This window comes from Streptomyces sp. CA-106110 (assembly GCF_050936285.1).
In the GTDB taxonomy this organism is placed as follows: domain Bacteria; phylum Actinomycetota; class Actinomycetes; order Streptomycetales; family Streptomycetaceae; genus Streptomyces.
In genome coordinates this window covers 563,792-585,431 of sequence record NZ_JBNJNB010000002.1, presented here as the reverse complement: position 1 = coordinate 585,431, position 21,640 = coordinate 563,792, and the positions used below count along the sequence as shown (strand labels likewise).

Annotated in this window: 18 protein-coding genes and 2 pseudogenes; 7 read left to right on the top strand and 13 right to left on the bottom strand. The window is 69.5% G+C overall.

Features of this window, described 5'->3' with window-relative positions:
- Nucleotides 1–102 precede the first annotated feature (102 nt).
- The 5 genes from ACQEXA_RS60320 to ACQEXA_RS60300 all read left to right on the top strand — a co-directional run bounded on the left by ACQEXA_RS60320 (nucleotide 103) and on the right by ACQEXA_RS60300 (nucleotide 6,111).
- Nucleotides 103–1,236, top strand: coding sequence for a glycosyltransferase family 4 protein (locus tag ACQEXA_RS60320; RefSeq protein ID WP_433135202.1), 1,134 nt, complete (start codon nucleotides 103–105; stop codon nucleotides 1,234–1,236).
- Nucleotides 1,233–2,543 carry a beta-galactosidase gene (locus ACQEXA_RS60315; RefSeq protein ID WP_433135201.1) on the top strand — a complete coding sequence of 437 codons (1,311 nt, stop codon included), beginning with the start codon at nucleotides 1,233–1,235 and terminating at the stop codon, nucleotides 2,541–2,543. The genes ACQEXA_RS60320 and ACQEXA_RS60315 overlap by 4 nt, the downstream gene beginning before the upstream one ends.
- A 330-nt stretch (nucleotides 2,544–2,873) precedes the next feature.
- A complete protein-coding gene (locus ACQEXA_RS60310) occupies nucleotides 2,874–4,154 on the top strand; it encodes an IS256 family transposase (RefSeq protein ID WP_432938879.1) in 1,281 nt (426 codons plus the stop codon).
- Between the two features lie 29 nt (nucleotides 4,155–4,183).
- Nucleotides 4,184–4,654, top strand: coding sequence for a transposase (locus ACQEXA_RS60305; RefSeq protein ID WP_433135200.1), 471 nt, complete (start codon nucleotides 4,184–4,186; stop codon nucleotides 4,652–4,654).
- Nucleotides 4,655–4,881: 227 nt separating this feature from the next.
- The gene (locus ACQEXA_RS60300) at nucleotides 4,882–6,111 is read left to right on the top strand and encodes an IS110 family transposase (protein WP_432942438.1); all 1,230 of its coding nucleotides are present in this window, start codon (nucleotides 4,882–4,884) and stop codon (nucleotides 6,109–6,111) included.
- A gap of 502 nt (nucleotides 6,112–6,613) precedes the next feature.
- Here the strand turns inward: ACQEXA_RS60300 and ACQEXA_RS60295 are convergent.
- The 7 genes from ACQEXA_RS60295 to ACQEXA_RS60265 all read right to left on the bottom strand — a co-directional run bounded on the left by ACQEXA_RS60295 (nucleotide 6,614) and on the right by ACQEXA_RS60265 (nucleotide 13,242).
- Nucleotides 6,614–7,000 (bottom strand): hypothetical protein, encoded by a 387-nt coding sequence (locus tag ACQEXA_RS60295; RefSeq protein ID WP_432941331.1) that lies wholly within the window; start codon nucleotides 6,998–7,000, stop codon nucleotides 6,614–6,616.
- Nucleotides 6,978–8,102 carry a DUF2293 domain-containing protein gene (locus ACQEXA_RS60290; RefSeq protein WP_432941329.1) on the bottom strand — a complete coding sequence of 375 codons (1,125 nt, stop codon included), beginning with the start codon at nucleotides 8,100–8,102 and terminating at the stop codon, nucleotides 6,978–6,980. The genes ACQEXA_RS60295 and ACQEXA_RS60290 overlap by 23 nt, the downstream gene beginning before the upstream one ends.
- A gap of 313 nt (nucleotides 8,103–8,415) precedes the next feature.
- Nucleotides 8,416–8,982 carry a MarR family winged helix-turn-helix transcriptional regulator gene (locus ACQEXA_RS60285; RefSeq protein WP_432941327.1) on the bottom strand — a complete coding sequence of 189 codons (567 nt, stop codon included), beginning with the start codon at nucleotides 8,980–8,982 and terminating at the stop codon, nucleotides 8,416–8,418.
- Nucleotides 8,951–9,481, bottom strand: a complete 531-nt coding sequence (locus tag ACQEXA_RS60280; protein ID WP_433135199.1) for a DoxX family protein — start codon at nucleotides 9,479–9,481, stop codon at nucleotides 8,951–8,953. Before ACQEXA_RS60280 ends, ACQEXA_RS60285 begins: the two co-directional genes overlap by 32 nt.
- Before the next feature lie 49 nt (nucleotides 9,482–9,530).
- Nucleotides 9,531–11,471, bottom strand: a complete 1,941-nt coding sequence (locus ACQEXA_RS60275; RefSeq protein ID WP_433135198.1) for an amidohydrolase — start codon at nucleotides 11,469–11,471, stop codon at nucleotides 9,531–9,533.
- A gap of 123 nt (nucleotides 11,472–11,594) precedes the next feature.
- A complete protein-coding gene (locus ACQEXA_RS60270; protein WP_432941319.1) occupies nucleotides 11,595–12,272 on the bottom strand; it encodes a YoaK family protein in 678 nt (225 codons plus the stop codon).
- 307 nt (nucleotides 12,273–12,579) lie between these two features.
- Nucleotides 12,580–13,242 (bottom strand): hydrolase, encoded by a 663-nt coding sequence (locus ACQEXA_RS60265; protein WP_432941316.1) that lies wholly within the window; start codon nucleotides 13,240–13,242, stop codon nucleotides 12,580–12,582.
- 723 nt (nucleotides 13,243–13,965) lie between these two features.
- On the opposite strand from ACQEXA_RS60265, the pseudogene ACQEXA_RS60260 reads away from it, so the two are divergent.
- Nucleotides 13,966–14,238, top strand: a pseudogene (locus ACQEXA_RS60260) (hypothetical protein); the annotation flags it as partial.
- A 152-nt stretch (nucleotides 14,239–14,390) separates the two neighbouring features.
- A pseudogene (locus ACQEXA_RS60255) lies at nucleotides 14,391–14,794 on the top strand (integrase); the annotation flags it as partial.
- Nucleotides 14,795–14,864: 70 nt separating this feature from the next.
- Here ACQEXA_RS60255 and ACQEXA_RS60250 read toward each other — a convergent pair.
- The 6 genes from ACQEXA_RS60250 to ACQEXA_RS60225 form a co-directional block, all read right to left on the bottom strand.
- The gene (locus ACQEXA_RS60250) at nucleotides 14,865–16,445 is read right to left on the bottom strand and encodes a DUF2637 domain-containing protein (RefSeq protein WP_432941314.1); all 1,581 of its coding nucleotides are present in this window, start codon (nucleotides 16,443–16,445) and stop codon (nucleotides 14,865–14,867) included.
- 161 nt (nucleotides 16,446–16,606) lie between these two features.
- The gene (locus tag ACQEXA_RS60245) at nucleotides 16,607–20,014 is read right to left on the bottom strand and encodes a LysM peptidoglycan-binding domain-containing protein (protein ID WP_433135197.1); all 3,408 of its coding nucleotides are present in this window, start codon (nucleotides 20,012–20,014) and stop codon (nucleotides 16,607–16,609) included.
- Nucleotides 20,014–20,499 (bottom strand): TadE/TadG family type IV pilus assembly protein, encoded by a 486-nt coding sequence (locus ACQEXA_RS60240; RefSeq protein ID WP_433135196.1) that lies wholly within the window; start codon nucleotides 20,497–20,499, stop codon nucleotides 20,014–20,016. The genes ACQEXA_RS60245 and ACQEXA_RS60240 overlap by 1 nt, the downstream gene beginning before the upstream one ends.
- Nucleotides 20,496–20,954 (bottom strand): TadE/TadG family type IV pilus assembly protein, encoded by a 459-nt coding sequence (locus ACQEXA_RS60235; protein WP_433135195.1) that lies wholly within the window; start codon nucleotides 20,952–20,954, stop codon nucleotides 20,496–20,498. The genes ACQEXA_RS60240 and ACQEXA_RS60235 overlap by 4 nt, the downstream gene beginning before the upstream one ends.
- A gap of 5 nt (nucleotides 20,955–20,959) precedes the next feature.
- A complete protein-coding gene (locus ACQEXA_RS60230; RefSeq protein WP_433135194.1) occupies nucleotides 20,960–21,388 on the bottom strand; it encodes a TadE/TadG family type IV pilus assembly protein in 429 nt (142 codons plus the stop codon).
- Nucleotides 21,389–21,392: 4 nt separating this feature from the next.
- On the bottom strand, nucleotides 21,393–21,608 hold the full coding sequence (locus tag ACQEXA_RS60225; protein WP_433135193.1) for a hypothetical protein: 216 nt from the start codon (nucleotides 21,606–21,608) through the stop codon (nucleotides 21,393–21,395).
- Between the last annotated feature and the right edge of the window lie 32 nt (nucleotides 21,609–21,640).

The following is a 21,640-nucleotide window of genomic DNA, read 5'->3' as shown; positions in this document are numbered from 1 at the left end:
CACTGTTCTCCTTCCGGGAGCGTACCTATGACAAGCTCGCCCTCCACCGACTCCCTCCTCCGCCGCACCAGGCCACTCCGGCCCCCCAAGCTGGAGGGCCCCGTGAGCACTGGGCCGGACCGGTCCCGTGTCCTGCTGCTCACGAGCAGTCCGCTCGAAGGCGGCGAGGGGGCCGACAAGCAGTTGGCCGCGGCCGTCGCCGACGGCGTGCCGGGAATGGAGTTCACCTGGTTCACCCGCTGGCCCGCCCGCGGTCGGCCGAGGCTGGCGCATGGCCGGCGGATCCCCGTCCTGTCCAGGGACGGTGTCCCGCACGTCTCGGAGCGGCTCCAGATCGCCGTCGCCAGCAGCGCGCTGTCGCGCAGGACCGACCTAATCCACGCCGTGCTGACCATCGGGAGCGCTTTCCCGCGCTTCTCCCGGTTGCGGCGACACCTGTTCGGCGACCGGCCGGTCATCCATACCGTCCCCGGCGTGATGGATCCGCGCTTTCTCGAGCGTGCGCGCCCTCTGGGCGTGACCATCGCGCTCTCGGAGGCGACGGCACAGACGCTGCGAGCCGCAGGCTTCGGCGACGTACGGGTCATCCCACCCGCAGTTCCGCTGGACAGATGGCCACAACGGCCACGCCGGACCGGGACTCCGACCGTGCTGTTCGCCGGACACTACGACCCCGGCGGTGGCGCCTCGGAGGCCATTATGAGCGCGGCGGTGGCCGCCCGTGCCGGTGCCCGCTTCCGTCTCGCGCTGGCCATGCGGCTGCGGCCGGGGCAGGACGAACGGTCCCGCGCGGCCGGGCTGAGAGCGTTGGCTCGGCGGGAGGGGCTGAGTGATGTGGACGTCTACGGGCATGTCGACGACATGCCCGGGCTGCTCGACTCCTCCGACGTGCTGTTGTTCCCACCACGCGCCCTGGGCGGGAAGGCCGACGTTCCGCTGACCGTCCTGGAGGCACTCGCCACCGGCCGCCCCGTGATCCTGAGCGACCTGCCGCAGTTCGCCGCGCTCAGTGACGCGATCCTCCGCGCCCCGGTGGGGGACTGCGAGCGTGCCGGCCTCCTGCTCGCAGAACTTCTCGACCAGCCCCTGCGCTGGGAAGCGCTCGCCGCGCGGGGACGGGCCGTGGTGGAGGAGCGGTTTGGAGCCGGTCGCTTCGCAAAGCAGTACGAGCAGGTGTACCGAGAAACCATCGGCCTGCATTCCACAACCGGGGTACCCGAAGGAGGCAGCACGTGAATTTTCGCAGAAGGCGCCACCGGAAATCTCTATACTTTGTCTCCCTGACCGTTGCCGTCCTTCTCGCAGCCGGGATATTGATAGCGAAATCAGTCTGGTACGGCCAGGGGGGCAGGTATTATTTCGGCACTCTGGCAACCGACCCCTCGAAAGCACGCCTGGAGCACAACAGCGGAATTTACGTGGCACATCTTAATCTGCGCTGGGATCAGTACGAGCCGGCCGACGGCTTCTACGACCGCCATTATATCGACAGCGCCATAAATGCGCTGCGGACATTTCGAAATGCGGGGTCCCTGGTCGAAGTCGGCCTCGGCCTGAACCACCCGCCTTCCTGGATCTTCCAGGAGCACCCGGATGCCGCCTATGTCAATCAGTATGGCGCCAGGTACACCGCGACCGCTAACATTGTATTCAGTGAGGCCGCTCGACGGGAAGCGCAGGCGTACATATTGCGGGTGCATCGGGACATCGGCCTCGAAAAATTCTGGGCCATCCGAGTCGGAGTCGACCAAAGCGGCGAGTTCATCTACCCCCCGGCGAATGCAGACGGCGTCCACATGAACAGTTACTGGGCGTTCGACGTAAACGCCCAGGGATCGGCATCCAACCCCGGGAGGCCGGCAACGGTCCCGGCTAATCCTTTTCCCGGATGGCGGCCCGGCCAACGAGAATACCAGGGGATGGCCTTCACCGTCAGCCAGGTGAGTCGATGGTACGACTGGTATCTCGCGGCACTGTCCGACGCAGTCGACTGGCAAATCAAGTACTACAGGTCACTCGGCTACAAAGGTTACTTGAAGGTGCTTATCCCGGGTGCCGGCTACTACCCGAGCACCTACGCCAGTGCGATCGACAGCCACCTCGACGGAACCGTTTCACCAAACCTGCTGGGCGCCGGAGCAGGATTCTTCAAAACGATACCTCTCCTTAAGGAGCACACGAACGTAGAAATCGTATCAACAGCGCTTGTCGACGGCTCGGGAAATCCTCGGAACAACGGCTGCGCACCAACCGACAGCAAGGTCGACATCCTGGCCGCGTCGAACAAAGAAATTTACAACTGGTCCTCCGTGCGCTGGATCGCAAACATCTCCACACGTAATGGATTCACTCTGCTCAACGGAGAGAGCGCCGGCCCCCACGTGGCTCCTTACTATCGGGGAGCCATGAACGACGCGGCCAACCAGATGGTGACATGCGGCCTGCGGGGGCTCATGTGGGCTTTCGACGGAAATCTATATGATGAGACACCCGGTTCATCACTCCACGACTACGCGGCGGTGATCGATCGGTACAATCACTGAGCCTTTTCAGGACGGCCACCGATCGGGAGACGGTCGAGCGACCGGCGGGCAGTGCAGAACACACAAAGCTTCTGGGCGGTTGAGCGAGATGTCTCACGTCTCAACGGCGTTGTCGGGTCTTCGAATTTAGCCTCGGCATTTCGTGACGGCTCGTCAGATCAACTGGCGGGCCGTTTCGGCTTTTCGGACACGGCAGCTGTAAGTTTTGATCTTGGCCGTCGGGTCACGTAGTCGCCTCCGCGGTGACGTTGTTCCAGTGCGGTGGCGGGAGTGTCTAATCAACGGCGGATCTGCTGATCAAGGGAGAGACGCCACGTGAGCGAGATGACGATGGAGCAAGGGTCCGTGGAGGAGTCGGCAGGCAATGCGACGCCATCGGCCGCGTCGGACGAACAGCTCGTCGCGATGCTCGTTGACCGGGCACGTAGTGAGGGACTGCAACTGACTGGCGAGGGCGGGCTGTTGCAGATGCTGACCAAGCGGGTGCTGGAGTCCGCCCTGGAAGGCGAGATCACCGATCACCTCGGCTACGAGAAGCACGATCCGGCCGGGAAGAACAACGGCAACAGCCGCAACGGCACCCGGGCGAAGACCGTGCTGACCGACATCGGTCCGGTGGAGGTGAAGGTGCCCCGCGACACCGCCGGCAGCTTCGAGCCGCAGATCGTCAAGAAGCGGCAGCGCCGCCTGACCGGTGTCGACGAGATGGTGCTGTCCCTGTCCGCGAAGGGTCTCACCCACGGGGAGATATCGGCTCATCTCGCCGAGGTGTACGGCGCCGAGGTGTCCAAGCAGACCATCTCCACCATCACTGACAAGGTGATGGACGGCATGGCCGAATGGCAGAACCGGCCGCTCGACCGCGTCTATCCGGTCCTGTTCGTGGACGCTATCAATGTCAAAATCCGCGACGGTCAGGTCGCGAACCGCCCCATCTACGTCGTGATGGCCGTGACCGTGGACGGCACCCGCGACATCCTCGGCATCTGGGCCGGTGACGGCGGCGAGGGCGCGAAGTACTGGCTGCACGTGTTCACCGAGTTGAAGAACCGCGGCCTGGACGACGTGCTGATGCTGGTCTGCGACGGACTCAAGGGCCTCCCCGAGGCCGTGGAGACCGTCTGGCCTCGCACGATTGTCCAAACGTGTGTGGTTCACCTGCTGCGGAATTCGTTCCGTTACGCCGCCCGCCAGGACTGGGACAAGGTTGCCAAGGCCCTCAAGCCCGTCTACACCGCTCCCAGCGAGGACGCGGCGACGGAGCGGTTCCTGGAGTTCCAGGAGTCCTGGGGCCAGAAGTATCCAGCGATCGTGAAGCTGTGGTCGGACGCCTGGGCCGAGTTCGTGCCCTTCCTCTCCTTCGACGTCGAGATACGCAAGGTCATCTGCAGCACGAACGCGATCGAGAGCGTCAACGCCCGCATACGCAAGGCCGTTCGCGCCCGCGGACACTTCCCCAACGAGGCCGCCGCCCTCAAGTGCATCTACATGGCGCTGATGAGCCTGGACCCGACCGGGAAGGGCCGCAAGCGGTGGACCATGCGCTGGAAGGCCCCACTCAACGCCTTCCAGATCGCCTTCGAGGGCCGCCTGACCCCGAGCAACAACTGACCGCTCAACAACCAAGATCAGCCGTTAAATTGACACACCTCCTCGACACCTCCCACCAGGCCAAGGCCCAACAGGGCTTCGCGGCACACGACTTCGCCATCGACTGGGATCGCAAGCGAGCCGTCTGTCCGGCCGGAAAGATCAGCGCCACCTGGAACGACGTCATCCAGGAGGGCGTGGCGAAGACCGTTGTCGCCTTCGCCGCCCTGGACTGCATCCCCTGCCCGGCCAAGGAGCAGTGCACCAGCTCACGAAAGGGCCGCCGGCTCAGCCTCTACCCCCGTGAGCTCACCGAGGCCATCCGCACCGCCCGCGCCCAGCAACAGGACGGAACCTGGCAACGCGACTATGCGCTCCGCGCCGGTATCGAGGGCACCATCCGCCAGGCCACCCACACCACCGGCTTGCGCCGAACCCGCTACCGCGGCCTCGCCAAGACCCACCTCGACCACACCACCAGCGCCGTCGCCCTCAACCTAATGGGGCTCAGCGGGTCGTAGGTGAGACTACGGTCCGTAGCCGTCAGCCGGTGAGCACTACCTCAACCCGAGCCACTGTGAGTTCTGGGATGAGACCGTGCCCCTGCTGGTCGGCCGGGAGGCCAGACTGCTAATGGGATGGCGTGCCCACCGGGCAGTTGGGTGTGAGCACTGGATCCATTAGGGCGCGAGCCGTGCCTTCCGCAGGCTGCGCAAGGATCCTACGAGAGCGAAGGGTTGGGGTGCTGGTGCTGTTCATCGGCGACGACTGGGCCGAAGACCACCACGATGTCGAGCTGCAGGACGGGACGGGCCGCAAGCTGGCCACCACGCAGCTGCTGGAGGGTGTGGAGGGCATCGCGAAGCTGCACGCCCTCATCGCCCGGTACGGCGGCGAGGAACTGGAGCCCGAGCGGGTGGCGGTGGGGATCGAGACCGACCGCGGGCCGTGGGTGCAGGCGCTGATCGCCGCCGGCTACCGGGTCTACGCGATCAACCCACGCCAGGCAGCCCGGTTCAAGGAGCGCTACGGCACTTCCGGAGCCAAGAGCGACAAGGGCGACGCGCATGCGCTGGCGGACATGGTCCGTATCGACCGCGATCAGCTGCGACCGGTGGCCGGGGACAGCGACCAGGCCCAGGCCGTCCGCGTGGTCGCCCGGGCCCATCAGACGCTGATCTGGGAGCGCACCCGCACCTTCCAGCGGCTGCGCAGCACGCTGCGTGAGTACTTCCCCGGCGCGCTGACCGCCTACGCCGCCCTGGAGCTGACCAGCACCGACGCCCTGGAGCTGCTGATCAAGGCACCCACACCCGAGACGGCGGCGAAGCTGACGAAGCAGCAGATCACTGCGGTCCTGGCCCGGCACCGCCGCCGCAACCGGGAGCAGAAGGCCGCCGCGATCCAGGCCGCGCTGCGCGAGCCCCAGCTCGGCATCGCCGCCCCGGTGGCCGCCGCCTACGCTGCGGCGGCGGTCGCGCACGCCAAACTGCTGATCGCCCTGAACGAGCAGATAGACGCCCTGGAAGAGCAGGTGAGCGCGCATTTTCGCGCGCACCCGGACGCTGAGATCTACCTCTCCCTGCCCGGGATGGGTGTGATCACCGGCGCCCGGGTGCTCGCCGAGTTCGGAGACGACCCCACCCGCTACACCTCCGCCAAGGCCCGCAAGAACTACGCCGGCACCAGCCCCATCACCCGCGCCTCCGGCAAGAGCCACACCGTCCAGGCCCGCTACGTCCGCAACGACCGCCTCTCCGACGCCCTCCACAAGCAGGCCTTCTCCGCCCTGAACACCTCGCCGGGCGCCCGCCGCTACTACGACAAGCAGCGGGCCCGCGACATCGGCTACAACCCCGCCCTGCGCCAGCTCGGCAACCGCCTCGTCGGCATCCTCCACGGATGCCTCAAGACCCGCACCCACTACGACGAGGCCACCGCCTGGTCACATCACGCAACCCTCGCCACCGCCGCTTGACACCGCTACGGCATGGGATGTCTCATCCGACTCAACGCCTGGTGGAACGGCCACCCCCTCGACCGCACCAACCACAGCCACCTCGCCCGACTCCAACTACGGCTTGCCGCATGACTATTGGGGTTAACCACCAAGATCGGGCAGCGTCAGCACCGCGCGCGGCAGGCCGAGTTCGGCGATCAGCGCCGAGGCGTCGGCGTACTTCCCGGCACGCAGGGTCTTGGCGAGCAGCAGAGCGCGTTCCCGGAGATCGGCTGGCCGCGCGTCAGATCAGAGCGAAAGAACAGTCCCACGCGGGAACCCTATCGCTGCCCGGCACGCCCGAGCGCCTCCCGTCACCGGCGCACGGATGCCCATCGTCGGAGCTGGGAAACCGGGACGCTGATGGTGGGCGCCGCGGGTGGTCCGCCGGACTCCTGCTGTCAGCGCGAGGCATCGGAGGCATTTGAGGCAGAGCCCCGAGCGTAGGTCATCTGGGTCTTTGCGGCCTCCACGGCCGAGTCTATGACCTGGCCGTAGTTGCCGGTTTCGGTGAGACCCAGTGGGTGCGGTAGGCGCGCTCGATGTTAGCGTCGCCCGAGGCGCTGAAGCGTAGGGGTCGCCGGTCGCGGGTCAGCGTGATGTAGACGGTTTCGCGTGGAGTGAGGCCGTGGTGTTCGGCCCAGCGGCGTAGGAGCCGCAGTGCGGTGCCGAGCTTGTGGAGGTTGGCGGTCGCGACGCGTTCGAGGTAGGCGACGCGTCCGTGGCGCCAGCGTTCGACGTGTGCCGGCTCGAGCCAGCCGACGCCGATCAGGACGTCGATCGGGGTGACGAAGCCGTGCTCGGCCAGCGCGGTCGCAGCGGCCGAGGCGATGCGGCGTTCGAGTTTACCGGTGTTGTCGGGGCTCATTGGCGGCGTTCCATGTCTTGAGTATCTGGTCGATGTCGGGCCGTACCCGCTGGCGGGCCTCGGTTCGGGGGACGCCGGACATGAGCAGTTCGTCGTAGCGGGTGTCGTCGTGTCGTACCGAGGCGACGACCGCATTGGTGACTGCCTCGAGGCCGAGGGCCCGTCCGGCTGCGGTGCGCCCGACTCGACCGCTGCTGCGGGTGGCGGCGTGGTGGGCGATCGCGGTGGCACGGTCGGCCGGGCAGCCGGGGAACAGCCGGCGGATCTCCGCGGCCAGCCGGGCCTGCAGCTGCTGGTCTTCGTCGGCTCGGCGTTCGCGGTCTCGTTCGCGGTGCCGCGCACGTGCGTCTTCGTCGGACAGGCACTGCCGCTCGGCCTGCTCGAGCGCGGCCTCCTCGACCAGGATGCCCTGCCGCTCGTAGCGTTTGCGGGTCCGGCTGAAGCGTACGACCACCGCCGACAGGGCGCTGGCTTGCTTTGCGCGGCGGGTGAGCGCGGCGTCGCCCGCGGGCAGGAAGACGAGGTGGTTGAGGTCGACGCAGGTCAGGCAGAGTGGTCCGGCGTCATCCATGACGAGCAATTCCCGGTCGGTAGCGGCGCAGCCGGCGCAGGTGAAGTCTTTCAGCGGCCAGATGACGATCAGGTCGGGTGGGCGGCTCTGCCGTGCGATGAGGCGCTCTCGCTGGGGCTTGGACAGCTCCGAGGCGGTCCAGTGGGTGCGGTAGGCGCGTTCGGTGGCCGGGTCGCCGCTGACGGTGAAGCGCAGGGACCGGTGGTCGCGGGAGGCGGCCAGGTAGTCCGCCTCGCCCGGTTGCAGGCCCGCCGACTCGGCCCAGCGGTGGAAGATCTCCAGCGCGGCGGCCAGTCGTTGCGGGGATACTGCCGCCACGGCCTCCAGGTGATCTATGCGCCCATGCCGCCAGTCGTTGACCCGTCCGGCTGGCAGCCAGCCGATGTCCGTCAGCACGTCGAGCGGGGCGACGAACTTCTGTCGGGCCAGCGCCGCCTGGGCGGCGGTCATGACCCGGCGTTCAAGTCGCGACGAGGCGTCCCGGCTTCCGGCAGCCGTGCCCGTACCGTGGCGGGTGTTGGTCGACGGCATTCGCGTTGCCTCCCGCGCGCCGGTTGTCTTCTCCTGGCACCGTATCGGGCGGGCCAGCTCTGCGGTAGCCGTCTGGCCGCCGATCGAGCCGGAGGAGCCCGGTCATGAAACGCAGCGCAACGGAACGCCCGACCCTCACGGTGTTGGACTGGCTCGGCGCCGCTGAGCAGGCGGCGCTGTTGGAGGAGTTGCTGGCCACCCACCTCGACCTTGCCGCCGAGGCGAACGGCGGGCGGCCTCCATGGTCGTGGATGCGTTGCGGGCGCTGGAGATGGCCGCTCGCGCCGGTGACCAGCTGGGCCGTGTGGGGTGGTCACTTCCCGGGATCGTTGGTGTCACGTAGTTCGCGCATGGCGTCGGCGAGTTGGGCGACCCCGTCGCGTCCGAGGGGGGTGAGGAGGCGGGCGCGCAGGATCTGTGTCAGCGCCCGGGAGATGGCCTGGGCGGTGTCCGCGCCGTGTCCGGTCAGTTCGAGGTAGGTGACGCGCCGGTCGGCCTCGCAGGCCACGCGCCGGGCCAGATGGGCGGCGTCGAGCCGGTCGGCGAGTTTGGTGAATCCGCCGCTGGACATGCCTGTCTCTTGCGCCAGGCGTGACATCGGCATGCGGTGCTGGGAGGCAGCGAGCAGGCGCACCAGTACGTCGGCGAGGCCTCGGCCGAGGTGGAAGCGCTCGGCGACCTCGCTCACGAGAGCTTCCTGGGTGGCGTGGAAGCCCTGCATCACCAGCATCCACCAGTCGAGCAGTTCGCGATCAATGCTCTGGCCGGCGTCTGGGCTGTCGTCGCCGTCGGTCGGCGACGGTGGTTCCGCGCTGTGCCGGCCCCTCGTGTCGGTCTCCATGGCAGTCTCAACGTCCTCGCGGCGCGGATGTTCCTTCATCGCTCAATGATGAAGGCCTGGGCCGGTGGAGGAGGGCGCGGGTCATCAGCCCGCTCAAGACGCCGAGGCCGGTGGCCGCGGCGGTCCACCAGGGGTGCCAGGGGGTCAGTCCGAGTGCGTGGTCGAGGGACCAGCGGCCTGGTCCGGTGAGCGAGAGCGCAGCGGGGGTGATCACCAGGATGAGGGGGTATTCGTATCCGTCGTTTTGGACCCACAGTCCGTTGTGCTGCTTGACGGTGATGGCGACGGTCATGACGCCGATGGCGGTGGTGGCTGCGAGGGGGGTGAGTGCTCCGGCGATGAAGAGCAGGCCGGATGCGATCTGTCCGAGCCCCGCGGCGGCCGCGGTGAGGCGGTCGCCGCGGAAGCCGTCCGCGCGGAATTCTGCTGCTCCGCCGTCGATGCCGTGGCCTCCGAGGCGGTGGCTGACCTTCTGGATGCCGTGGCCCGCGATGAGCAGGCCGATGGCCAGTCGAAGGATGAGCAGTCCGGCATCCATCGCGCGGCTCCTGACTTTCTGATTGATTGATCGGGGATGGTTCGGGTCGTTACAGCACGAAGCAGGTGTCGAAGACCTCGGGGGCGGTTTCGGGGGCGAACCCGCGGGCGGCGCGCCACTGGCGGTGTTGTTCGGACTCGGCGACGGCCTGGCCGAGGAGTTCGGCCTGGCGTGCGCCGGTGATGCTGGGTTTGACGGTGGCCTGGTAGCCGCCGAAGTGCGCCACCGGGCTCCACAGCGGGCTGATGGGTGGGAGCTGCTCGTCCAGGCCCTCGTACTCGGCGGTGGCGTAGACGATGCGGCCGCCGACGACGGTGAGCAGCGCCTCGATGTGCGGGATGTCGGGTTCGGGGATGGTGAGGAAGTCGTCGGAGAGGATGGCCAGGTCGCCGTAGTAGCCGGGGGCGAGGATGCCCTTGACGTCCTGCTCTCCGGTGAGCTCGGCGCCGGCCTGGGTGTACATCTGAAGGGCCTTCTCGCGGGAGACGCGGTTCTCCGGCGGGTAGATCGCCAGGTCGCCGACGGTGCGGCCGGCCACCAGCCAGTGCAGGGCGACCCAGGGGTTGTAAGAGGACACGCGGGTGGCGTCGGTGCCGGCGCCGACGGTCAGGCCGTGCTCCAGCATGGCGCGGATCGGGGGTGCCTCGGCGGCGGCGCCGGCGCCGTAGCGGCGCACGAACGCCTCGCCCTGGAAGGACATGCGGTTCTGCACGGAGACGGCGCCGCCGAGGGCGGCGATGCGGTCCAGGCTGTCGTTCGAGACGGTTTCGGCGTGGTCGAACAGCCAGCGGTTGCCGGCGGGGAAGAGGCCGTCGGCGGCGAGTTTCTCGAACACGGCGAGGTCGCGGCGGATCGTCTCGTCGTAGGTGGCGTGCAGGCGAAAACCCCAGCCGTTCTCCATCAGCAGGCGCACGGCCTGCTCGAATTCGGCTTCGTAGGGGCCCAGTTCGGGCCTCGGCTGGGTGAAGTTCTCGAAGTCGGCTGCGGCCCAGGTCAGGTTCTCGCCCGCGCCGTTCAGGCGCAGCCATTCGTCGCCGTCGCCGGGGCGGACCATGCCGATCCAGCGCTTAAGGTCGTCGATCTCCTGTCCGCCGGTCTGGGGGAAGAGGTGGTAGGCGATGCGCAAGGACAGCTGCCCGTCCTGGGCGAGGTCGATGACGGTGCCGTAGTTATCGGGGAAGTTCTGGAAGCCGCCGGCCGCGTCGATGGCGGAGGTCAGACCGAAGCGGTTGAGCTCGCGCAGGTAGTGACGGGTGGAGGTCTTAAGGTCCTCGCCCTGCAGGGTGGGAGCCTTGGCCAGCGTCGAGTACAGGATCAGGGCGCCGGGGGCGGCCAGCAGCATGCCGGTGGGCTCGCCGTCGCGGCCGCGGACGATCTGTCCGCCGCGGGGGTCGGGGGTGTCCTTGGTGAAGCCGGCCGCCTTCACCGCGGCCCGGTTCATGATGGCCGACTGGTAGAGGTTCAGCACGAACACGGGAGTGTCGGGGGCTGCGGCGTTGAGTTCGGAGATGGTCGGCAGGCGCTTCTCGGCGAACTGGTCGGCGGAGAAGCCGCCCACCACGCGGACCCACTGGCCCTTGGGGGTACGGGCCGCCTGCTCGCGCAGCATGGCCAGGCCTTGGCGCAGGGTGGGGACGCCGTCCCAGCGCAGTTCCAGGACGTAGTTCAACCCGCCGCGGATCACGTGCAGGTGGGAGTCGTTCAGGCCGGGGATGACCCGGCGGCCCAGCCCGTCGACCACCCGGGTCTTCGTGCCGATCATGTGCAGGATGTCGGCGTCGTCGCCGACCACCAGGACCTTGCCGTCCTTGATCGCGACCGCGCTCGCCTGCGGACGACGCGGGTCACCGGTGTAGATCTTGGCGTTGCGCACCACCACGTCCGCGATGTGGGCCGCGGGGTACTCGATACCGAGGTGCACATTGCGCACCATGGCCTCGGGGTCGTCCTCGGGAGTGACGGGGAGGCCAGCCACAGGCATAGTGGCCATGGAAATCATCTCCAGTAAGTGGGGGGGGGTCTCACACGCTGCGTGAGGGGTGAAGCGGCTGCCGCGGTGCCGCGGTGCGGGGGTGGGGGGCTAGAGGGGAGGGGCAGTGGCCGGCGGGCTGCGTCAGCTGGAGGATGAGCTGCCGGGCACGGCGAGGGCGGCGCTGGCGGTACCGAGCGTGCCGACCAGCAGGGGCCAGCCGAGCCCCGTGTGCTGGACGAGCAAGGCTCCCCCGAGTGCGCCTGCCAGCATCGCCAGCACGGAGAGGAGCCGGCGGCCGGCACGCGGATTGGTTCCGCCTGCCCAGGTGGAGTCGGATGCCAGTCCGGTCAGTGTGAGGGTGAGCACCGTCGTGGTCACGTCCGGCACGGCGAGTTTGCGGACCGTCCCGTTGCGCAGGCCCATGGCCAGTGCGATCAGGGCGATGAGCGCATAGACCGCGTGGCTCGCGGCGAAGGCGACGCCGGTCGCCGTGGCCAGCAGCACCGTTTCGAGAATCAGGGTCATGCGCAGCCGGTGCGGCGACGTGCGGTGGCGCATCACGGTGTCCAGACGGCCGGCGATTCCTGCTCCGAGCAGGAAGGCGGTCAGCGACACCAGCGAGCCGAGCACCGAGAAGCCGGGTACGCCGGCGGCGGCGAAACCGATGATGACCACGTTGCCGGTCATGTTCGCGGTGAAGACATGGCCCAGGCCCAGGTAGCTGATCGCGTCGATGAGACCGCTGACGGCCGTCGCGGTCGCGAGGGCCGGCAGCAGCGGCTCCCGGCCGCCCGGGGTGGGCGCAGGGTTGATGGTCACTGTCGTTTCCTTGGGGCCGCAGCCCGTGTTCGCTCCGGGCTGTTCGTGGGGGAGACCTCGTCCGCCGTGCCCGGTCCCGCGCGCGGCAGCGCCTTTAGGGGCGGCCGGGCGGGGCGTGAGGCGCGTGGAGTTCGGCGCCGGCCGGGGCGCGGGGTGGCCGGGTGCCGTCCCAGCCCCCGGCCACCCCGCGCCCCGGCCGGCGTGGCCGGGGCGCCGTCCCAGCCCCCGGCCGCCCTGCGCATCGCGCTCCGGGCCGGCGGGCCGGCGCCGGCCCGGGGCGGGGCGCCCTCGGGCCGGCGGGCCGCGGTCAGCCCGCGGCGTGGGCGCCGATGACGGACTGGGCGTAGACGACGCCGAGGCCGTAGGCGCCGCCGTGCTCCTTGACGATGTCCATGACGGGGAGGTAGGTCTCGGCGCGGGCCCAGTCGCGCTGCAGCTCGAGCAGGACCTGGATCCAGGTCACCGGCACGGCACCGGCGTTGATCATTCGCTGGAGGGCGTGCTCGTGGGCCTGCGGGGTGACGCCGCCGGAGGCGTCGGCCACCACGTAGACCTCGTAGCCCTGGCCGAGCGCGGAGAGTACGGGGAGGACGAGGCACACCTCGGTCCACAGCCCCGAGATGATGATCTTCCTGCGGCCGGTGGCCCTGATCGCCTCGACGACCGCGCTGTCCTCCCAGGCGTTCATCGTGGTGCGGTCGATGATCTCCTGGCCCGGGAAGACCTCGGCCAGCTGCGGCAGGAGCGGGCCGGAGAACGACTCGGCGGCAACGGTGGTCAGCACCACCGGGACGCTGAAGGCCTTGGCGGCCTTCGCCAGGCCCACGGTGGCGTTGACGATCGCGGTGCGGTCGCCGCTGCCGGTCCCGAAGAACATCTGCGGCTGGTGGTCGACGAAGAGCATCACCGCGTTGTCGGGGGTCAGTAGGTCCGGGCTGGGAGCGGCCTTGACATTGGATGCGCTGAACATGATGGGTTCCTTTTCTTCTGGTCTAGACAGGGACACACGCCTGGCGTGCCTGGCGGCGGACCGGCCGAAGAGGCGGCCGACCCGTGCCAGCAGTCCCTGCGATCGGTTCGTGGATGCCGGCATTGCGGCTCCTTCGGGTGTCACGCCGGGGCTGTGGTCCGTCCCCCGAGGGGGGCGCTCACGGGGAGGAATCTTCCAGAGAAGTCGTTTCCATGCAAGAGGTTGAACGATGAACTACATGGGTGGCGTGCGTCACTCCACTCGTGCGGGCCGACCAGCCCACGGCGATGCGATGCACGTGCCCCTGGTGGGCTCAAGCGGTCCGCCGGGGCCGCCCCGCCCGCACTGCCCTGACCGGACGGTCGGCCCTCTGGGTGTCACCGAATGTCGTCGATCCGGACCGGGTCGAGGCGGGTGGGCCTGCCCTGCAGCCCGACAGCCGGGAGCCCGAGGACGGCGTCCGCGCCGCCCTCGGCATGGCCGGCGTGGGCGGTGCCCCGCGAAGGCCGTCGCCGAACGAGACGGGAGGGGCCGCCCACACCCTGCAGGACGCGGCGCGCGGCGTCCTGGGCGCCCCGTCCTGCTTTGCCGAAAGCCGTTCCAGCACGGCACGGACCGCCGGATGGGCGACCACGCGGAACCTGAGCGCCATCTCACCCTCCGCCTGCGCTGGTTGGGAAACCCGGATGCGCGCGAAGCGCGCCCCTATGAGGAATCCCGCCCACCGACTACACCTACGACCCAGCCGACCGGCTGAAGCAGGCGGTGAAGACGGGCAACGGCGCGGACACGGAGACGTACGCTCACGACGACAACGCCAACGTCATCAGCCAGACGGTCAACAACACCACAACCGACTACACCTACGACCGGAACCGCCTGCTGAGCGCCACCGCCGGTGGTGCCACCGCCAAGTACAACTACGACCCGTTCGGACGCCAGGAGTCTGTGACGTCAGCGTCGGACGGGAAGATCATCTCGCGGAGCGTGTACGACGTGCGGGTGCCGAAAACCTCATCCATGGCCTGTGAGCTGCAGGTTCTCGCGAACGGCCGTCGATCAGCGGGCAGGCGTGTCAGGCTGATCGACCGTACTGCTGCGACTGCCCTGCTGTGTCGAGCGTGTTCTCCCTCATTCGGTTGCTGCCGATGAGGGACGTCGACAAGGACATCGAGATATTGACGTTGCGGCACCAGCTGGCCGTCCTGCAGCGGCAGATCGACAGGCCCCCGTCTCCTCGGCGGATCGCGCTTTCCTGGCCGCGCTGCTCCACCGACTCCCGAGGCCCAAGCTGCGGCAGCTGCACCTGATCGTCTCCCCGGACACGGTCCTGAGGTGGCACCGGGACCTCATGCGCCGCCGCCACGCCGATGCCTCCCGTGGCAAGCGGCCCGGCCGCCCACCGACCCTCCCCAGCCTTCGGCCGGGAGGTGCCCCCAGCAGCATCCGGGCTCTCATCCTGCGACTGGCCCGCGAAAACACTGGGTGGGGCTACAGAAGGATCCATGGCGAACTCGCGGTCCTCGGTATCAAGGTCGCACCCTCCAGGATTAGCCACCAAGATCCCACAGCCCTGGACCGAGCCGGGGCACCTGCATCGCCTTCAGGACCGGCTCGACTTGTTATTGCTGGGCGTTGGCGTGGTGCTGGGTGAGGGACTGCCAGCGTCGTTCGAAGTCGTCGGCGTGCTCGCTGATGTCGTGGGTGGTGAGGGGTTTGTTGTACTGGGCGGTGATCCCGCGGGTTGCGCAGTCGTGCACGATGGCCTCCCATGCCGGTGTAGTGCCGCGTACCCGGTGCTCGGCCCAGATCGTGTAGAGCCGGAAGGGCAGAAAGTATCGGCGCAGGGTGGAAGGACTGACGGGCTTTCCACTCCGGCTGTGCATGCCTCTGTCGGCGAGATAGGCGGACAGCTTCTGACCGGTGGGTTCGTCGCCGTGCTGCGTTTGGTACTCCCTCCACGCGAGGTAGTAGCGGTCGACGAGAGTGAGGTGCCCCCCTTCAGCCGACGTGTGCGGTGAGAGCCCGTCGATCGTGGCATTCACGTACGGAGGACGCTTTTCTTTGGTGGCGTGTGCGCCGGTAGCGGCGGGTATCGGGCGGGGGTCTTCCTCGGCGGCGCCAGACTCCTGTGGTGCCTGCACCGCAGGGCTGGCGGTGGCCTTCGCAGCTGGTGAGGCGGTGCCGGTGTTCGTCACGTGGTCCTGGGAATCCGCGACGAGCGTCTCGTGGTCCTTGTGCATCGCAGATGGTGCGCTGACTGCCATGGTGCCGCCTTGTCCGTACACGGAGCCGTTCAAAGCGGTGTCGCCCTGAGTGGAGTGCCTGCGAGCGCGGACGAGGTAGGCCTCGGCGAACTCCTCGGCGCCTTCTTCGCCCGTTCGCCGCGGGCTCGACAGGTGATCAGGCGCTGAAACTAGGACGGGCGTTGCCTGCGGGTTGTCGCCACGCGGTTGTGCCGCTGCTTGCGGGGAGTCGGTGCCAGTCGCCCCACATCCGCCGGGACGTTGCCTTGGCCTGTGCGCGCGGACCGGTGAGGCAGTGTCCGGCGCTGGCACGGACTTGATACCTGCTGCCGCGAGCCCTGCCGGGGCGGTGTCCATCAGCGGGATGCCGTAGCGGGCGAGCCTGAGGGGCATGAGTGACTCCACCGGCGCCTTGCGGCGCCAGGCGCGGCCGAAGCGGGAGCGCAGGCGGGCCTGGTAGACGAGACGTTCCTGCTCAAGCTTGATGACATGGTCGTAGGAGCGCAGCTCCCACAGCTTCATCCGGCGCCAGAGCAGGAAGGTGGGTATGGGGGCCAGCAGCCAGCGGGTCATGCGGACGCCCTCCATGTGCTTGTCCGCAGTGATGTCCGCGATCCGGCCGATGGCGTGGCGGGCCGCCTCCACGGCGACCACGAACAGCACCGGGATGACCGCGTGCATGCCCACACCCAGCGGGTTGGGCCAGGACGCCGCGCCGTTGAACGCGATCGTCGCCGCCGTCAGCAGCCACGCCGTCTGGCGCAGGAGCGGGAAGGGGATACGGCTCCAGGTCAGCAGCAGATCCAGCGCCAGCAGGACGCAGATACCCGCGTCGATACCGATCGGGAAGACGTAGGCGAAGTTCCCGAACCCCTTCTTGATGGCCAGCTCGCGGACCGCCTGGTAGGAACCCGCGAAGCCGATGGCGGCGATGATGACGGCCCCGGACACGACCACACCGATCAGCAGGCGCTGGACGCGGGTGAACCCAGGGGGCGCCGGCGGTGGGGCCGATGACGTCGTGCTCCCTCCGTGATGGGACGCACTGCCCTGCGCCGCACTCCCGGCATCTGGCCCGTTGCGCCGCGGCAGCGTGGAGCGTGCCGGCTCGATGGGGGTCATAGCGCCTCAACCTGCGGCGTGTGCGGGTGTTTGCCGAGGAGGTCGTTGATGAGTTGCTCGGTTTCGATCTCGAGCGAGATGTCCAGTATCCGGTTGACCTGTTGGATGCGGGTGATGGCGGTGTGGAGTCCGGACCGGTTGTGGGCTGTGTGCTCGATACGCATCCAGTCCCGGTACAGCAGTTCGGCGCTGTCGTCGACGTCGAGGCCGGTGGCGATGGCGTGGCGGGCTTTGCTGAGGTCGTGGTGGGGGCCGTCGGCCGTGCGGTAGGTGGCCACGGTGTGGGCGACGTCGATGATGCGGGTGGTCATCTCTTGCTGGTGGGGTTCGGCCCACGGCAGGGGCCGGGCGCCGAAGGGCCGTCCGCGTACCAGGCCGAGTGCCTGCTCCAGGTCGGGCAGGCCGGTGGGGCCGTGGGGCAGGGCGTGTTCGACGAGGTGGAGGAAATCACTCCAGTCGCAGCGGACGGCGGGGGAGAGGCGGTAGGGGTCCTCGCCCAAGCGGCGCCGCGGCACATAGGGGGTGCCGGTCGGGTCGTTGCCCAGCGCGCGGCGCAAGCCTTGCAGGCGGGCGTTGAGGGTGGCGGGTGTCCAGGGGTGGAGTGGGTCCATGTCGGCGCACAGCACGTCGGCGGTGCGACCGGGACGGAAATACAGCAGCGCCGCCAGGTGCGCGATGCGCGGTCCGTGACCGGTGAAGGCCACCCCGTCCACCTCGATGGCCCCCAGGACCCGGATCTGCGGCGCCTGCAGCTCCTTCCCGTTGTCCTTTGCATCGACGCGGGGCGCGACGCCCTGAGCCACCTGTGCGGCACGTGCCGGGTCGGCCGGCCCGGCCCCTGCACGGTCCTTCTCGGGTTCGGGGGCGGGGTGTTGGAAGACGGGCAGGCCTGGTGCGGCGGGGTCGGTGGAGGCGGCCGGCAGGGCCGGGAACACCGCCATCTCGCCCATGTCCCCTGCGGGGGCCGGCACGCCGGTCGTGCGGGCCGGCGTGCTGTCGTCGCCGGGTTTGGCTGGGTCTTTCGGCTGGCCGGGTGCGGTCGGTGTGCGGGCGACGGGCTCGTGGGGCACGTGCTCCCAGGGGCCTTGGGCGGGTTCGGCGGGCTGTCCCGAGACGGCAAGCGCGGTGGTGACCTGCTGGTAGGCCGCGTGGTCCAGGCGCTGCACCGTGAGGGCGGTATCAACCAACTCCAGTGGCTGCGGCTCATCGAGTGAGGCGTTGAGGACGTCGGCGTGGGGGAAGTGCGCCGCGGCGGAGCTTGCGGGGGCCACGAGCGTGACCGGCACGGTGTCGGCTTTGTCGATGAGGTCGGCGAACTGCCAGGCGGTGTCCGCGTCGAGGGCGTCCGCGCACAGCAGCAGGTAGGGCGGATGGGGCTGCTGGGGCGGGGTGGGTGTCTGGTGGGCCTCGAGGAGCCGCTCGGTGAGATCGCGTAGTGCGTGGGCGGCCTGGCGCATGTGGGCGATGCGGGAGGTGGGCAGCAGGTGTGGCAGGTCCTCACCGAAGCCGACGGTGATGATCTCCACCTCGTCGGCCCACGGGCTCATTGCGTACTCCAGTGCCAGCGCGGTGCACACCTCGGTGATGTGGAGCGGGCTGCCCTCCAGCAGCAGGGCGGGCATCTGGGCCAGGTTCAGCAGCACCAGGTCACCGGCCGCGGCGGTTCCTACCGTGACCAGGCCCGGATACGGCGCCGGCACGCCGCGGGCGGTCTCGTCGTCCAGGAGGGAAGCGTCGTCGGGAAGCGTCCACCACCCGGACCGCCCCGCCACGAATGGCGTCAGGGGCTGGCTGGCGGGGTCTTCCGGGAGGAGGTCCAGGGTGCGGGCCCCGATGCGTGCCGCCCGCACCGACGCCAGCCGCCCCTCGCCCTCGCCGTTGTGTGCGGCCTGGTGTGCCAGGGTGCGCAGCGCCAGGTCCAGGCGGGCTGCGCTCTGCGGCTCGGCGGCAGCTGCCAGTTGAGTCTCCGCCGGCGAGGTCTCGGGTATGAGGGCGATCTGTTCACCCGGCTTTCGGCGGCGGCGCTGCAGCAGCCGACGCAGGGCGAGCGCACCGGTGATGGCCGCTGCCAGGACAGCACCCGCGCCGAGCACGGTCCGGGGTGGCGCCACGGGGCGTGCCGAGGGGGACGCGGGCGCCGGTGGAGCTGCTGCGGTGGTCGGTGGGGCAGCAGTCGAGGCGGAGGGTGTGCGGGCCGGGGGAGAGGAGCGTGCGGTGGGATGTGGCGTTGCGGCGTCGGTCGCCTGCCCCGAGCCGGACGGCCGGGATGGGTGGTTGCCTGGCGCGCGGGACGTGGGGGCATCCGGCGCGGGCGCGGCAGACGGGGGCGGGGGAGCCTGCGCGTGTCCCGGATGGCGGCTGGGCTGATGCCCGCCGTCACGAGGATGGGCCGATGGGCTCTTGGCGGGCGGCCGGTTGCTCGGCTGGTTGCCATGTCGGTCGCCGGAGTCCGGGTCGTGGTGTGTCGGTGGGGCGTGGGGCACGATCACCTGCTGGCCCGCGTAGATCACATCCGGGTCGGTGATGTCCGGCAGGCCCTGCGGCTGCGGCGCGCCTTTGCTGGCCTTGAACAGCACCGGCCACCGGGCAGCGTCCCCGAGCTCGTCCTGGGCGATCTTCGACAGGGAGTCGCCGGGCTCCACCGTGACCACACGCGAGCTGCCGCCACTGGTGGGCAAGTTGTCGACCGGCTGCGGGTGCGTGCTGTGCGCTGCTCCCGCAGGAGCGGGTAGTCGAAGCTGCCAGCCGGGCTGCAGGAAGCCGTTGGCGCGGAAGACCTGCCCGTCGGCCATGGTGCGGCCCTCGTTCAGTGCGGCGATCTGCCGCCACCGCTCCCCATCACCCAGCTCTTTTTCGGCGATGCTCCACAGGCTTTCCGCTGGCCGCACCTCGCGCACCGTATAGGTGCGGGTGTCGCCCGCCGAGGTGGCGCTCTGTTCGGCCTCGGCCGCTCGTTGCGCCGTCTGTCCCTGCTGGGGCAGGTGGACGGCGGTGGCCGGTTGCGCGGCCTGGGCGGGGGAGGCCAGAGCGGAGCTTGTGGGCAGCAGCACCAGGATGCTGCCGATCAGGACCGCCGCGGCCCGCTGCGAGGCGCCAAGACCGCGTGGGGCGTGCCAGGTCACACCGCGCAGCTGCGCGATCAGCTCCCGCACCGTGCAGAAGGCGAACTGTGCCCAACCGGCCCATCCGAGGGCGAGGAGGAGCAGCAGGAAGACCGCCCCGGTGTCGGGCCGGGTCAGCAGGTGCGTGAGGTCGTCGTGGCCGGCGGCCCACACGAGGGGGGTGGCCCAGGCCAGCAGCAGCGGCAGCCCGGCGAGCGCGCCGGTCAGGGTGAGCAGACTGGCTGCGGCGGTGAGGAGGCGGGCCACCGTCGGACCGGTTGCGGGGGAGTGCGGGGTGCGCATCAGTGTCCTACTTCTTCTGGTGCGGTGACGCCGTGCAGGAGGGTGGCGGTGGCGTGGCCGGTCACGGGCATGGAGCCGATTCCGACGGCCGGGAGGAAGGTTGTGGTGTACGAGCCGGTCACGGTGACGGTGAGCCTCGTGCCGTCGCGTGAGACGGTGACGGTGCCGGTGGCGCCCGCAGAGTGCAGGTAGGCCTGGGCGGCTGCTTGCGCGTCCTGGGGGTTGACGACGATCGCCGTGCCGGTGATGGCCTGGGCGGGATCGATGGCCTCTCCGCCGGCGCGGGCTGCCTCACCGGCGATGAAGTCGGCGCGCTCCGTGGCGCGCAGTGTGCCGCCCCCGTCAACGGCCACCCCGATGATGCCGATCAGGGCGAGGGTGCACACGGCGACGAAGACGGTGACGCCGCCGCGATCGCCCCACCGCGCGCGCCGGCACCACCACCGGGGGCGCCTGGCGCACGGGCCTGCCGGGGGGAGGGTCATTGTGGTCCTCCTCGCTGCCGGTACTGGTCGACGACGGAGGTCGCCCTCGAGGTGAGGGTGCGGGTGCCGGGCACGCCGGGCAGCAGCAGATCCGACAGATTCACCGTGCAGTTCACGGTGACCGTGACGGTGCCGACCTGCCCGACGGGCGCATCAAGGCCGCCGGTGTCCACGGTGACGCTGGTGGCCGCGCAGGCGATGCCCTGGTCGTCCAGGGACTCGGTGGCCGCCTCATGGGCCGCTTGCTGAGCGGAGGCCGCGGTGCGCTGCAGGGTAGCTTCCCGGGCCGCGTCCTCGGCGGCCGCGTCGATCTTCGCGCCGGAGGTGACGAGGCGTCCGCCCGCGATCGCCAGACACACGAACATGATCAGCGACGGCAGGATGATGGCGGCCTCGAGCGCGACGCTGCCCTCATCCCCTCGCGCCCGCATCCAGTAGCGCCTCGTGCTGCGCATCAGCCTCACCCTCCCGTTGACGTCCAGCGTTCGACGGCGCCGGAGGCCGACTGGCGGATGCGCAGGCCCGCGAGGCCCGGGATCATCGACTGCGCCTGCCCGGTCACCTGGATCCGCACCCGCTGCGTGCTGCTGCCCGCGGTGGAGACGGCGGGCGAGCGCAGACTGTCCCCGGCGGTGCGCCCCAGCACCTCACGCGCCCGCGCCGCACCCTCGGCGGGGGTGGCCTGGTAGGCGCGGGCGGCGAAGACGCCTTCCCGGGCAGCGGTCAGCGCGATCTGCCGGGCGTAGTACCACATGGAGGCCTGGACGACGGCGATCGTGGCGAGCAGCACGAACGGGTAGACGATCGCCATCTGGAGGGAAGCGTCCCCGCGGTCATCGCGCCACCGCCGCCCCTGCCACCAGGCCTGACGCTGTACCGAAGCGGTCATCGGGTTAGATCCCGGCGAGGTTGCCGTTGTACTTGGCGACCACGGCGGCGATGGTCCCGGCGATCACCAGGGCACCGGTGACGGCGGCGACCCAGATGATGACCGTGGTGATGCTGATGTCGCCGCGGTCCGGCCGGCGCGCCATGTCCGCCAGGCCTTCTTCGAGCCGTGTGGCAAGCCGGCGCCAAACACGGTGGGAACGGGCTGCGGTGCGCTTCAAGGTGGCCTCCTCCAAAGAGAATCCGAAAGGGT